14 protein-coding genes are annotated in these 13,526 nt (G+C 61.1%); 7 read left to right on the top strand and 7 right to left on the bottom strand.

Annotated elements, in window-relative coordinates:
• Positions 1-154 precede the first annotated feature (154 nt).
• Positions 155-1,060: a LysR family transcriptional regulator gene (locus K3819_RS07435; protein ID WP_221398943.1), complete on the top strand. Its 906-nt coding sequence runs from the start codon at positions 155-157 to the stop codon at positions 1,058-1,060.
• Here the strand turns inward: K3819_RS07435 and K3819_RS07430 are convergent.
• From K3819_RS07430 to K3819_RS07420, 3 genes are all read right to left on the bottom strand, one after another.
• A complete protein-coding gene (locus tag K3819_RS07430; protein ID WP_085611579.1) occupies positions 1,005-1,886 on the bottom strand; it encodes a carboxylate/amino acid/amine transporter in 882 nt (293 codons plus the stop codon). The two genes, K3819_RS07435 and K3819_RS07430, sit on opposite strands and share 56 nt — an antisense overlap.
• A gap of 212 nt (positions 1,887-2,098) precedes the next feature.
• Complete coding sequence (locus K3819_RS07425; protein ID WP_221398942.1) at positions 2,099-2,698, bottom strand: FMN-dependent NADH-azoreductase; 600 nt, start codon at positions 2,696-2,698, stop codon at positions 2,099-2,101.
• Positions 2,699-2,857: 159 nt separating this feature from the next.
• Entirely contained in the window at positions 2,858-3,172 is a 315-nt protein-coding gene (locus tag K3819_RS07420; RefSeq protein WP_221398941.1) for a 3-phosphoglycerate kinase, read from the bottom strand.
• A gap of 49 nt (positions 3,173-3,221) precedes the next feature.
• Between K3819_RS07420 and K3819_RS07415 the strand changes: the two genes are divergently transcribed.
• The 5 genes from K3819_RS07415 (at position 3,222) to aqpZ (ending at position 8,369) form a co-directional block, all read left to right on the top strand.
• The gene (locus K3819_RS07415; RefSeq protein ID WP_011332960.1) at positions 3,222-4,145 is read left to right on the top strand and encodes a LysR family transcriptional regulator; all 924 of its coding nucleotides are present in this window, start codon (positions 3,222-3,224) and stop codon (positions 4,143-4,145) included.
• Positions 4,146-4,159: 14 nt separating this feature from the next.
• Positions 4,160-4,963 (top strand): alpha/beta fold hydrolase, encoded by an 804-nt coding sequence (locus tag K3819_RS07410; protein WP_085611580.1) that lies wholly within the window; start codon positions 4,160-4,162, stop codon positions 4,961-4,963.
• A gap of 3 nt (positions 4,964-4,966) precedes the next feature.
• On the top strand, positions 4,967-5,530 hold the full coding sequence (locus tag K3819_RS07405; protein WP_011332958.1) for a peptidylprolyl isomerase A: 564 nt from the start codon (positions 4,967-4,969) through the stop codon (positions 5,528-5,530).
• Between the two features lie 87 nt (positions 5,531-5,617).
• On the top strand, positions 5,618-7,450 hold the full coding sequence (locus K3819_RS07400; RefSeq protein ID WP_221398940.1) for an ABC transporter ATP-binding protein: 1,833 nt from the start codon (positions 5,618-5,620) through the stop codon (positions 7,448-7,450).
• A 223-nt stretch (positions 7,451-7,673) separates the two neighbouring features.
• Complete coding sequence (gene aqpZ / locus K3819_RS07395) at positions 7,674-8,369, top strand: aquaporin Z (RefSeq protein WP_039772593.1); 696 nt, start codon at positions 7,674-7,676, stop codon at positions 8,367-8,369.
• 15 nt (positions 8,370-8,384) lie between these two features.
• Here aqpZ and K3819_RS07390 read toward each other — a convergent pair whose 3' ends face one another.
• Positions 8,385-9,509, bottom strand: coding sequence for a GNAT family N-acetyltransferase (locus tag K3819_RS07390; RefSeq protein ID WP_221398939.1), 1,125 nt, complete (start codon positions 9,507-9,509; stop codon positions 8,385-8,387).
• Positions 9,510-9,792: 283 nt separating this feature from the next.
• Between K3819_RS07390 and K3819_RS07385 the strand changes: the two genes are divergently transcribed.
• On the top strand, positions 9,793-11,115 hold the full coding sequence (locus K3819_RS07385) for a putative porin (protein ID WP_085611584.1): 1,323 nt from the start codon (positions 9,793-9,795) through the stop codon (positions 11,113-11,115).
• 128 nt (positions 11,116-11,243) lie between these two features.
• On the opposite strand, the gene K3819_RS07380 is transcribed toward K3819_RS07385, so the two are convergent.
• From K3819_RS07380 to K3819_RS07370, 3 genes are all read right to left on the bottom strand, one after another.
• Entirely contained in the window at positions 11,244-11,480 is a 237-nt protein-coding gene (locus K3819_RS07380) for an anti-sigma factor (protein WP_221398938.1), read from the bottom strand.
• Positions 11,474-12,085, bottom strand: coding sequence for an RNA polymerase sigma factor (locus K3819_RS07375; RefSeq protein ID WP_221398937.1), 612 nt, complete (start codon positions 12,083-12,085; stop codon positions 11,474-11,476). Before K3819_RS07375 ends, K3819_RS07380 begins: the two co-directional genes overlap by 7 nt.
• A gap of 135 nt (positions 12,086-12,220) precedes the next feature.
• Entirely contained in the window at positions 12,221-13,342 is a 1,122-nt protein-coding gene (locus tag K3819_RS07370; RefSeq protein ID WP_221398936.1) for a beta-ketoacyl-ACP synthase III, read from the bottom strand.
• Positions 13,343-13,526: the final 184 nt, after the last annotated feature.

Here is a 13,526-nt window from a genome sequence, read left to right as displayed (position 1 = left end):
ATGTCGATTCAAAGTTTCGATTAGGTATTGGTGAGTCGAGGCGTTTTGCCGTCTGCGGCGTTGTTGTCTCGGCTTGGATGTCACTTTAGGGGCTAGCCTATAAAGGGACAATTCCCTAAAATCGAGAATCATTGATTCTAAAATAGGGACAATCATGGATCGCATCGAATGCATGCGCGCGTTCGTGGTGACGGTCGGCGAAAACGGCTTTGCAGCCGCCGCCCGGGCCATGGACGTGCCCCGCTCGAAAGTCAGCAAACAGATTCAGGCGTTGGAAGAAGCCATCGGTGTGCAGCTGCTGCAACGCACCACCCGCAGCCTGCACCTGACCGAAGCCGGTGCCGAATATTTCGAAGCGGCGCGGGAAGTGATTGCGGCACTGGACGAGGCCGAGCAGCGAGCGCGGGACGGGGTGGGCGAATTGCGCGGGGTGTTGCGGGTCAACGCACCGATGTCGTTCGGCCTGCGACGGCTGGGCAAGCTGATTCCGCTGTTCCACGAGCAGCACCCGAACATCGAGCTGCAACTGGTGCTCAGCGACCAGCAGGTCGACCCGGTGCGCGGCGGCTTCGACGTGACCATCCGCATCGCCAGCCTGCCCGACTCGACCATGATCGCCCGACAACTGGCGCCGGCCCCACGAATCATGGTCGCCTCCCCCGTTTACCTCGAACGCGCGGGCACGCCGCAATCCCCGCAGGATCTGCGCTCACATCAATGCTTGAACTACGGCTATCTGCAGAGCGGTGTCAGCCTGCAACTGTGCAACGGCAAGGAGACCCAGCGCGTCAACGTCACCGGGCCGTTGCACGCCAACAACGGCGACCTGCTGGCGCAAGCGGCCGAGGCCGGCATGGGCATTGCGCTGCTGCCGGACTTCATCGTCGAAGAGGCGTTGGCGGCCGGGCGTCTGGTGCCGGTGCTCTGTGAATGGCAAGCCCCGGCAATCACCATCAACGCGGTGTATTCGTCGGCGCGACGGGTGCCGCAGAAGACCCGGGCGTTTATCGAGTTTCTGGTGGGGCAACTGGCGCCGGCTTGCGAATCCCCAACCGGCTGATCCACACCGCCGCCAGAATCACGCTGCCACCGAGGAACAACCGCCCGAGCTCTTCATGCTGATTCCAGATCAGCAGGTTCAGCAGCAGCCCCACCGGCACGTGCAGGTTGTTCATCACCGCCAGGGTGCCGCCGTTGACCAGGCAGGCGCCCTTGTTCCACCAGTACAAACCGAGTGCGGTGGAGACCAGACCAAGGAACACCAGCACGCCCCATTGCAGCGGCGCTTCGGGCAGGAAGTTGGATTTACCGAACAGCAGGAACGCCGGCAACGCCACCGCCAGTGCACCGAGGTAGAAGAAGCCGAAACGTCGGTAGTGCGGCAGATCGCTCGGGTGTTTCGCCACCAGATGTTTGTACAGCACCTGCCCGGCGGCGTAGGTGAAGTTGGCCAGTTGCAGCAGCAAAAAGCCCATGAAGAAGTCCGGGTTGATCCGGTCATAGCGAATCACCGCCGCGCCTGCGACCGCCACCAGTGCGGCGATCAGCGCCCACGGATTGAAGCGTCGGTTGAGCGCATCTTCGATCAGCGTCACATGCAACGGCGTGAGGATGGTGAACAGCAGCACTTCCGGCACTGTCAGCACGCGGAAGCTCAAATACAGGCAGACGTAGGTCACGCCGAACTGCAACGCGCCGATCAGCAGCATGCCGCGCATGAACGCCGGTTCCACCGAACGCCAGCGGGTCAGCGGGATAAACACCAGCCCGGCCAGCACGACCCGCACCAGCACCGCGAAGTAGCTGTCGACATGACCGGCCAGGTATTCGCCGATCAGACTGAAGGAAAACGCCTGGATCAGCGTGACAAAAAGTAGATAGCCCATGCTCGCCTCGATTTCGAATGGCGGCGACGATAGCGTTTTTTGTCAGCCATCGCTAAATCCCGGGCAAAAAAAAGCCCGATCTCGCTAAAGCGTTCAATCGGGCTACAGCACTCAGGAGCAACAAGTGCAAAGGGAGGTTCGATGCGCGTAGAGCCTTGAAGGGGTTGCGCCAGGTCACTAGAACAATCGGCGATTATCTGGCGATTAACATATCAAGCGACCTGGGACAGTTTGGCGTTGGCCTGGTTGAGGCCTTTCTCCTGGAAGTCGCCGCCCAGGTTCATGCCTTCGGCGTGGATGAAGGTCACGTCGTTAATGCCGATGAAGCCCATCACCTGACGCAGGTACGGTTCCTGATGATCCGCCGGGCCGCCGGCGTAGATCCCGCCGCGAGCGGTCAGCACGTAGGCACGTTTGCCGTTGAGCAGACCTTGCGGGCCGGTTTCGGTGTACTTGAAAGTCACGCCGGCACGCAGTACGTGGTCGAGCCAGGCTTTCAGGGTGCTCGGGATGGCGAAGTTGTACATCGGCGCGGCCATCACCAGCACGTCGGCAGCCAGCAATTCATCGGTCAATTCGTTGGAACGGTCCAGCGAGGCCTGCTCGCTGTCGTTGCGCTGCTCGGCGGATTTCATCCAGCCGCCCAGCAGGTTGATGTCCAGGTGCGGCACCGGATTCACGGCGAGGTCACGTACGGTGATCTGATCGGCCGGATGCGCCGCTTTCCACTGACTGATGAAGGTCTGGGTCAGTTGACGGGAAACCGAGTCTTGCTGGCGGGCGCTGCTTTCGATGATCAGAACGCGGGACATGTTGTGTAGCCTCCATCCGAGAATGTTGTAAGTCGATGGAGTGAAGGTTAAACAGTGTCGTATCGATGAAAAAGCGCAAATAATTGCTGCAAAGCATCGAAAAATTCGTTTAGATGCAAGCCTTAGCCTGTGGAAGCCCGCTCCCACAGGCCCGTGACGCTATTTCGGGGTGCAACTCAGCTTGATGCGCAGCTTGATGATGGTCCGGGTGAACTTGGCCGTGGCGTTTTTATGCTTGCCCGCGGCCACTTCGATGTTGCGGGTGCGCGGCGCTTCCGGGCCGTTGGTGAATACCACCTTGCAGGTTGCGTCGACGTCGCCGTAGTTGTTGACCTGGATGGAGCCGATGTCGTTATCGGTGTCGAACGCGTTGTAGTCGATCTTCAGGCCCTTGAGATCTTTCTCCACATCGATCGGGTACGCGAACGCAGTCAGCGGAAGCAGCGCCAGCAACACACAACAGAATTTTTTCATTCGGCAGTCTCCATGAGGGACCGCCAGCTTAGGACAAGAGGAGCTATTGATGAAAGCGCCCCGCGTGACCCTTGATCAATGGCGAACGTTGCAGGCCGTGGTCGACCACGGCGGATTCGCCCAGGCCGCCGAGGCCCTGCACCGCTCGCAATCGTCGGTGAGCTACACCGTCGCCCGCATGCAGGATCAGCTCGGCGTGCCGCTGTTGCGCATCGACGGCCGCAAGGCTGTGCTGACCGAAGCCGGCGGCGTGTTGCTGCGCCGCTCGCGACAACTGGTGAAACAGGCCAGCCAACTGGAAGACCTCGCCCATCATATGGAGCAGGGTTGGGAAGCCGAAGTGCGGCTGGTGGTGGACGCCGCCTACCCCAGCGCCCGTATCGTGCGGGCGTTGACTGCTTTCATGCCGCAGAGCCGTGGCTGCCGGGTGCGTCTGCGTGAGGAAGTGCTGTCGGGCGTCGAAGAAGTGCTGCTCGAAGGCGTGGCCGATCTGGCCATCACCGGCCTGAGCATTCCCGGTTACCTCGGCGCGGAATTGAGCGATGTCGAATTTGTCGCCGTCGCCCATCCTGATCATGCGCTGCATCGGCTCAACCGCGAGCTGAGCTTTCAGGACCTGGAAACCCAGATGCAAGTGGTGATCCGCGACTCCGGCCGCCAGCAACCTCGGGACGTCGGCTGGCTCGGCGCCGAGCAGCGCTGGACCGTCGGCAGTCTCGCCACGGCTGCGACGTTCGTCAGCAGTGGCCTGGGATTCGCCTGGCTGCCACGCCACATGATCGAGCGGGAACTGAAAGACGGCTCGCTCAAGCTGCTACCGTTGGACAGAGGCGGCAACCGCAACTCCAGTTTCTATCTGTATTCGAACAAGGACAAACCCTTGGGCCCAGCCACGCAAATCCTCATCGAACTGCTGCGCACCTTCGACACCCTGCCGCTGGACGCACCGTTCGCCGCCCCCGAACAAGCCTGACACGGAGTTCACCGATGGCGTATTTCGAGCATGAAGGTTGCAACCTGCACTACGAGGAATATGGCCACGGCGATCCGTTGCTGCTGGTTCACGGTCTGGGCTCCAGCACCCTGGACTGGGAAATGCAGATTCCCGCCCTGGCCGCGCATTACCGGGTGATCGTCCCGGACGTGCGCGGTCACGGCCGCTCCGACAAGCCCCGCGAGCGCTACAGCATCGCCGGGTTCAGCGCCGACATCGTCGCCCTGATCGAGCATTTGAAACTCGGCCCGGTGCACTACGCCGGGTTGTCCATGGGCGGCATGATCGGCTTTCAGCTCGCCGTCGATCAGCCGCGGATGCTCAAGAGCCTGACCATCGTCAACAGCGCGCCCGAGGTCAAGGTGCGTACCCGCGACGATTACTGGCAGTGGTTCAAGCGCTGGAGCCTGATGCGTGTGCTCAGCCTCGCCACCATCGGCAAGGCCCTTGGCGCCAAGCTGTTCCCCAAACCGGAGCAGGCGGATTTGCGTCAGAAGATGGCCGAACGCTGGGCAAAAAACGACAAACGTGCTTATCTCGCCAGCTTCGATGCGATTGTTGGCTGGGGGGTCCAGGAACGACTTTCCCGGGTCACCTGTCCAACCCTCGTCGTCAGCGCCGACCGGGACTACACCCCCGTTTCGCTGAAAGAAACCTATGTCAGACTGCTGCCCGATGCGCGGCTGGTGGTGATCGCCGATTCGCGCCACGCCACCCCGCTCGACCAGCCCGAACGCTTCAATCAAACGCTGCTGGAGTTCCTCGCCACAGCCGAAAATCACCCTCAGGATCACTGACCCATGCTGAAAAAACTCGCCCTCGCCGCCGGCACCGTGCTGTTCGCTGCCAACCTGATGGCTGCCACGCCGGCAAAAGCACCGCACGTGCTGCTGGACACCACCAACGGCCAGATCGAAATCGAGCTGGATCCGGTCAAGGCGCCGATCAGTACCAAGAATTTCCTCGAGTACGTCGACAGCGGCTTTTACAACAACACGATTTTTCACCGCGTGATCCCGGGCTTCATGGCCCAGGGCGGCGGCTTCACCCAGCAGATGCAACAGAAAGACACCAAGGCCCCGATCAAGAACGAAGCCAGCAACGGTCTGCATAACGTTCGTGGCACCCTGTCGATGGCCCGTACTTCCAACCCGGATTCGGCCACCAGCCAGTTCTTCATCAACGTCGCCGACAACGCCTTCCTCGATCCGGGCCGTGACGCCGGTTACGCGGTGTTCGCCAAAGTGGTCAAGGGCATGGACGTGGTCGACATCATCGTCAACTCCCAGACCACCACCAAACAGGGCATGCAAAACGTGCCGGTCGACCCTGTGATCATCAAGTCGGCCAAGCGCATCGACTAAGCTTTACAGGGCATATCGAGCGGCGCAGCTCAATCCTGCGCCGCTCACACTGATAAAAGGAGAGCCCGTGCTCCGGGCGGTTATCTGATGCTCTATCGCCGTTTCGAACAACTGATCGACATATTCCGCGACGCCCCGACGGCGTCTCCGCCGGACCGCGTTCTGCCCTTCTATACCTATTACCTGAAGCAGGTCTGGCCGAGTTTCGTCGCCCTGCTGATCGTCGGCCTGTTCGGTGCACTGATCGAAGTGGCGCTGTTCAGTTATCTGAGCCGCATCATCGACCTCGCCCAGGGCACGCCGAACGTCGACTTCTTCAAGGTGCACGGCGTCGAACTGGCGTGGATGGCGGTGGTAGCGTTACTGCTGCGCCCGCTGTTCCTGGCGCTGCACGACATGCTGGTGCACCAGACCCTGAGCCCGAGCATGACCAGCCTGATCCGCTGGCAGAACCACAGTTACGTGCTCAAGCAGAGCCTGAATTTCTTCCAGAACGACTTCGCCGGGCGCATTGCCCAGCGCATCATGCAGACCGGCAACTCGCTGCGCGATTCCGCCGTGCAAGCGGTGGATGCGCTGTGGCACGTGCTGATCTACGCGATCAGTTCGCTGGTGCTGTTCGCCGAGGCCGACTGGCGCCTGATGATCCCGCTGCTGACGTGGATCGCCGCCTACATCGGCGCACTCTATTACTTCGTGCCACGGGTCAAGGATCGCTCGGTGGAGGCATCCGATGCGCGCTCGAAGCTGATGGGCCGGATCGTCGACGGCTACACCAACATCGCCACCCTGAAGCTGTTCGCCCACACCAACTTCGAACAGCACTACGCCCGCGAGGCGATTCAGGAACAGACCGAAAAAGCCCAACTGGCCGGCCGCGTAGTCACCAGCATGGACGTGGCCATCACCACCATGAACGGCCTGCTGATCGTCGGCACCACCGCGCTGGCGCTGTGGCTGTGGACGCAATCGCTGATCAGCGTCGGCGCGATCGCCCTGGCAACCGGCCTGGTGATCCGCATCGTCAACATGTCCGGCTGGATCATGTGGGTGGTCACCGGCATCTTCGAAAACATCGGCATGGTCCAGGATGGTCTGCAGACCATCTCGCAACCGGTCAGCGTCACCGACCGGGAGCAGGCCAAACCGCTGGCCGTGGCCCGTGGCGAAGTGCGTTTCGAGCACGTGGATTTTCACTATGGCAAGAAGAAAGGCATCATCGGCGACCTCAACCTGACCATCAAACCCGGCGAGAAGATCGGTCTGATCGGCCCGTCCGGCGCCGGCAAGTCGACCCTGGTCAACCTGCTGTTGCGCCTGTACGACGTCGAGGGTGGGCGGATCCTGATCGACGGCCAGGACATCGCCGAAGTCGGCCAGGAAAGCCTGCGTGCGCGGATCGGCATGATCACCCAGGACACCTCGCTGCTGCACCGCTCGATCCGCGACAACTTGCTGTACGGCAAGCCCGACGCCACCGACGCCGAGCTCTGGGAAGCGGTGCGCAAGGCCCGCGCCGACGAGTTCATTCCGCTGCTGTCGGACGCCGAAGGACGCACCGGATTCGACGCCCATGTCGGCGAACGCGGGGTGAAACTGTCCGGCGGTCAGCGTCAGCGGATCGCCATTGCGCGGGTGCTACTCAAGGACGCGCCGATCCTGATCATGGACGAAGCGACCTCGGCGCTGGACTCGGAAGTGGAAGCGGCGATTCAGGAAAGCCTGGAAACCCTGATGCAGGGCAAGACCGTGATCGCCATCGCCCACCGCCTCTCGACCATTGCCCGGATGGACCGGCTGGTGGTGCTGGAGAACGGCAAGATCGCCGAAAGCGGCAACCATGCCGAACTGCTGGCCCATGGCGGGTTGTATGCGCGGTTGTGGGCGCACCAGACCGGAGGGTTTGTCGGCATCGATTGAACCGCGCTTCTGATCGTTCCCACGCGGAGCGTGGGAATGATCAATGTGAGATAAAACCGCCACAGCCCTTTAACTACGGGCTCTGGCGGTTTTTTATCGCCTGCTGGAAATTCGCATGAACCCTGCTGTACTGACCCAAGGCTCCGGAACGGAACCTGTCGTAAATCTGCAAGGAAGCACCACTCGATCCAGTCTCGATAGTACGTCTATCAAGGACACTCTCATGTCTCTGTTCAAACGTTCAGTCACTGAGTTGTTGGGTACGTTCTGGTTAGTGTTGGGCGGTTGCGGCAGTGCCGTAATTGCCGCGTCTTCACCCTTGGGAATCGGCGTGCTGGGGGTCGCCCTGGCGTTTGGTCTGACGGTGCTGACGATGGCGTTTGCCATAGGCCACATCAGCGGCTGTCACCTCAACCCGGCCGTGTCGGTCGGTCTGGTCGTCGGCGGTCGGTTCCCGGCCAAGGAACTGCCTGCCTACGTCATCGCCCAGGTGATCGGCGGGATTCTGGCAGCGGCACTGCTCTACCACATCGCTAGCGGCAAGGAAGGCTTCGACATCGCCGCCGGCCTGGCCTCCAACGGTTATGGCGAGCACTCGCCGGGCAAATATTCGATGGCCGCCGGCTTCGTCACCGAGCTGGTGATGACCGCCATGTTCGTGGTGATCATCCTCGGCGCCACCGACAAACGCGCCCCGGCAGGACTGGCACCGATCGCCATCGGCCTGGCCCTGACGCTGATCCACCTGATCTCGATTCCGGTGACCAACACCTCGGTCAACCCGGCCCGCAGCACCGGCCCGGCGCTGATGGTCGGCGGCTGGGCCATCGCACAGTTGTGGATGTTCTGGGTCGCGCCGTTGCTGGGTGCGGTGGTCGGCGGCGTGCTCTATCGCTGGCTGGGCAAGGAAGACAGCTGAGGGAGTCGGCGAGGATCAGGCTTGCCGATAAGGCAAGGCGCTCCTCGCCTCTTCCGCATAAGCCAGTACACCGGCGCGCTCCTGGTGCAGGAAGTCTTTGACCGCGGCTTTCAAACCGGGATGACGCAGGTAATGCCAGGAATGGGTGATCACCGGTTCGAAGCCGCGAATCAGCTTGTGCTCGCCCTGGGCACCGGCATCGAAACGCTGAATGCCCTGGGCAATCGCATAATCCATCCCCTGATAGAAACAGGTTTCGAAGTGCAGCCGGTCGAACTCGGCCAGGCATCCCCAATAACGCCCGTAAAAGCTGTCGCCGCCCACCAGGCTGAACGCCATCGCCACCGGCCGTGAGCCCTGCCGGGCCAGTACCACGCGAATCGATTCCGGCATGCGCTCGGCCAGCAGGCTGAAGAATTCCCGGGTCAGATACGGCGCCTGCCGACGCACCGCGTATGTATTGGCGTAACAGGCATAGACGAAATCCCACTGCGCCTCGTCCAGTTCGCGGCCTTCCAGCCATTCGAACTCGAAGCCCTGTCCCGCCACTTGTTCGCGCTCTTTACGCATCTGCTTGCGCTTGCGTGAGGCGAGCACGTCGAGGAAGTCCTGAAAGTCGCGGTAGCCGCGATTCTGCCAGTGGTACTGACAGCCGATGCGTTGCAACCAGCCCGGCTGCTCGGCCATGGCGGCATCAGTGAACGCGTCGGTGAAGTTGATGTGAGCACTGGAGAGCTCTTCGATTTCCAGATACCCCGGCAGGCTCTTGAGCAGCTCGAATCCATCTTCGACATTCGCTGCCAACAACCGTGGGCCGCTGACCGGGCTGAACGGCACGGCGCTGAGGAACTTGGGGTAGTAATCGATGCCGGCCCGGGCGCAGGCATCGGCCCAGCCGTGATCGAACACGTATTCCCCGTAGGAGTGCCACTTGCGATAACCGGGCAACGCGGCGATCACGCGCCCCGCTTCGACGTGCAGCAAATGCTCCGCTTGCCAGCCGGTGTGCGGGCCGACGCTGCCGCTGTCCTCCAGCGAAGCCAGGAAGGCGTGGCGCAGAAACGGCTGGTTTTGCGGGACCAGAACATCCCAGTCGGACGCTGGAATTTCCGACAGTTTATGCAGACGTTGCAGCGGCATTTTCCTCTCCACTTTCGGGCGTGAACGCCCGGCGAGTATCGCTGATCGGCGGGGCGTTGCCCACGTCCGATTACGCGACAGCGCTCTAAATCAATAGTTCACGGCAGCTTTGTATCGTCATCAACCTGCCATCATCGTGCCACTGCTCTGTCATAAACCATCGCGATACTGGCGCCTGTTTTTAGAGCGCCGGGTTCTACCCCGGACACTGTTTTCCGACCGTCAAACCGTCGGTTGTGCCCAGGATGGTTCAGCCATCCCCTTTTCATCTTCGGAGATTGCTATGCGTCTTGCTTCCACGAAAACTGCGGCGGCCCTGTGCGGTGGCTTGTTGCTGGCCATGAGTGTTCCGGCCAGTGCCGCAGTCGACGCCAAACTGCTCGACATGCTCAAGGCTAACGGTTCTATTTCCCAGGCGCAGTACGTTGAACTGCAAACTGAACTGGCCAAGGATCAGAAGGCCCAGCAGATCGCGCAACAAGCGCAGCAAGAGACCAACGAGCAAATCGCGGCGACCGCGAAGAAAACCAACGAGCTCACCAGTTTCGACCAGAAACTGGCCTGGGCCGCCAAGACCCAGTTCAAGGGTGACGTGCGTATCCGTCAGGAAACCATCAAGATCGACGGCGAGCCGAACAACGGCGGCCGCGACAAGGATCGCCAGCGCATCCGTGCCCGTCTGGGTGCGTACACCGAGATCAACCCGCAAGTCGACACCGGCATCCGTATCGCCACCGGCGGCGGCGACGACGCCCGTTCGACCAACCAGGACCAGGACAACTACTTCGACAAGAAGCAGATCTGGCTCGACCTGGGCTACATCGACTACCACCCGGACCAGATCAAGAACCTGCACATCATCGGCGGCAAGATGCTGCAACCGTGGGTGAGCATGGGCGACGTGATCTGGGACAGCGACATCAACCCGGAAGGTCTGGCCGTTACCTACAAGTATCCATTGGGCAGCAGCGTCGAACTGTTCGGCAGCCTGGGTAACTACAACCTCAAGGACAACGTCGATGGCGACGGCGTGCAGTTCCGTCACGACCTGCGCCTGACCGCCGGCCAATTGGGCAGCCGCTTCGCCATCACCGACAACCTGAAACTGACCCTGGGCGGCAGCGTCTACGCCTACCAGAACGACGAAGACAGCCGTTGCACCGGCACCTCCACGCCGTGCGCCCTGGCCGTCAACGGCAACTCGGCCGACAACGAATTCCGTCTGTACGAAGGCTTCAGCCAGGTCGACATCGGCGGCCTGCCAATGCCGCTGTCGTTCTACGGTCAGTACGTGAAGAACAACGATGCAGTGACCGATCAGGACACCGCGTGGCTGGTAGGTGCCAAGTCGAAAGTCTTCGGCCTGAACCTCGACTACAACTATCGTGACGTGCAGCGCAACGCTGTGGTCGGCGCCTTCACCGATTCGGACTTCGCCAACGGCACCACCGGTTCCCGTGGCCACAAGTTCAAGGTCGGCTACGACATCGACAAAAACTTCGCCATCGGTGCGACTTACTTCCTGACCAAGGCCGACTTCTCCAGCCGTACCCAGCGTGATGCAGACACCAACACCCTGCAGCTGGATGCGGAAGCGAAGTTCTAAGCAACCCGGCAACAGACTTCAAACGATGGGTTTACATCCGGTTCCATCGTTTGAAGAGGCTTCAACAGACTGGCGCGGCCGCAGCGATCCCCATCATCCGTTCGCTGCGGCCGCGCCAGTCTGTGTTTTCAGGATCGATCCTTGCGCCGCAGCTGTGCCAGTTGCTCGGCCAACGCGTCCACGCCCTCTTCAGGCTTTTGCGGCATCGCCCGCAACGTCGCCTGCATCAAACGCATCTGGCGAATGAACCGCCGGCAATTGCGGCAGAACATCAGGTGATGACGCACCATCAGTCTCTCGCGAAAGCTCAACTGGCCATCGAGATAATCGCTGGATCGCGCCACTTGCTCCTTGCAGGTCAACATTCTCCCGTCTCCTCAAAATGCTCCACGGTCGCGAAGACCTTCAAGCGTGCCCTGTGCAGCAACACGCGGACATTGGAGAGCGAGATCTCCAGAAGATTACAGATCTGCTCCAGCTCCAGCCCCTGACGCTCGCGCAGCGTGAGCACACTGCTCTGAAGTTCGGAGAGACTGAGCAACGTATGCTCCAGGCATTCACGCAGCTCGCCTTCTGTCAGCAACGCTTCGGGCGTGTCCTGGTGCCAGGCGAACGGTGCGACCAGCCAGTGACCGTCGCCGGGAGAGAAGCGATTGTCGTCGATGGTGCCGTGGGGGGACGGCAGATCATCCAGCAACACTTCGCGACGATTGAGTTTGTAGCGGCTCTTGGCCGAGTTGGCGGTGATGGTCAGCAGCCAGGTCTTGAGACTGGAGCGCCCCTCGAAACGGCCGATATTACGCACCACCGACAGCCACGCGTCCTGCACCACTTCTTCGACGTGGCGCTGGCCGACAATCGCGTAGGCGACCGCGCGCATGGGGCTTTGATAGGTGCTGACCAGTTCCTTGAAGGCTTTCTGTTCGCCTGCCAACAACCGCTCGAGCAGTTGTGTGTCGTCAACCGCCATCCATCAATCCCCTTTTCCTGACTCCGAAAATGATAGCGGCAGGATCTCTCCTGCCGCCAGTTTCGAAAATTACAGCGCTCGCGCCGATTCGGATGTAGGAAACGTCAGCGCGATTAAGAGGAAATGAACTCGCACTTAGCGCTTGCGCAGAATCACGCTACCAATCGAATAACCGGCACCGAACGAACTCAACACCGCCAGCGAACCGGCTGCCAGATCGTCCTGATATTTGTGGAACGCGATCACCGAACCGGCGGAGCTGGTGTTGGCGTAGGTGTCGAGAATCACCGGCGCTTCTTCTTCGGTGGCCTCGCGGCCCAGCAACTTGCGCACGATCAGGTGGTTCATGCTCAGGTTGGCCTGGTGCAGCCAGAAGCGCTTCACGTCACCGACGTTGAGCTTGTTCTCTTCCAAGTGCTCGCCGATCAGCTCGGCCACCATCGGGCAGACATCCTTGAACACCTTGCGGCCTTCCTGCACGAACAGTTTGTCGCGGGCGCCGATGCCCTCTTCCGCCGCGCGGTTGAGGAAGCCGAAGTTGTTGCGGATGTTGTTGGAAAACTTGGTCAGCAGTTTGGTGCTGACCACATCGAACTGGTGTTTCGACGTCGCCAGATCGGCGCGCTCGATGATCACCGCCGTGGCGGCGTCACCGAAGATGAAGTGGCTGTCGCGGTCACGGAAGTTCAGGTGACCGGTGCAGACTTCCGGGTTGACCATCAGGATCGCCCGGGCCTGGCCCAGTTGCACGGTGTTGGCCGCTTGCTGGATGCCGAAGGTCGCCGACGAGCAGGCCACGTTCATGTCGAAACCGAAACCCTGGATGCCCAGCGCTTCCTGGACTTCGATGGCGATGGCCGGGTAGGCGCGCTGCAGGTTGGAGCAGGCGACAATCACGCCGTCGATGTCGGCGGCGGTCTTGCCGGCACGTTGCAGGGCTTGTTCGGCAGCGCCGATGGCCATCAGGCAGAGCACCGACCATTCGTCGTTGGAACGCTCCGGCAGGCGTGGCGCCATGCGCGCAGGGTCGAGGATGCCGTCCTTGTCCATGACAAAGCGGCTCTTGATGCCGGAAGCTTTTTCGATGAACGCGGCGCTGGACTCGGTCAGGGCCTGGACTTCGCCGCTGGCGATGGCGTCGGCGTTGTCCGCGTTGAACTGGGCGACGTAGGTATTGAAAGACTGCACCAGCTCTTCGTTGGAGATGCTGTTGGCCGGGGTGTACAGGCCGGTGCCGCTGATGACGACGTTATGCATGGTCGTTTCTCTAATCTGTTCAGGCAGAAAGTGCTGGCACCGACGTGCCAACACGCAAAGGGTCCATTCCCGTATCAGGGACGCAAAAACCTGGCATCGCTTTATTCCGTTGCGCGGCCCGGCAAAGGCTCTGGGACGCGAAAACGGCATTTATGGTGGCGAAGTTTGCCATAAACCCGAGGTT

Origin of the sequence: Pseudomonas sp. 3-2, from assembly GCF_019710535.1 — a bacterium.
Taxonomy (GTDB): domain Bacteria; phylum Pseudomonadota; class Gammaproteobacteria; order Pseudomonadales; family Pseudomonadaceae; genus Aquipseudomonas; species Aquipseudomonas pharyngis.
This window is presented reverse-complemented; position numbering and strand designations above follow the sequence as displayed.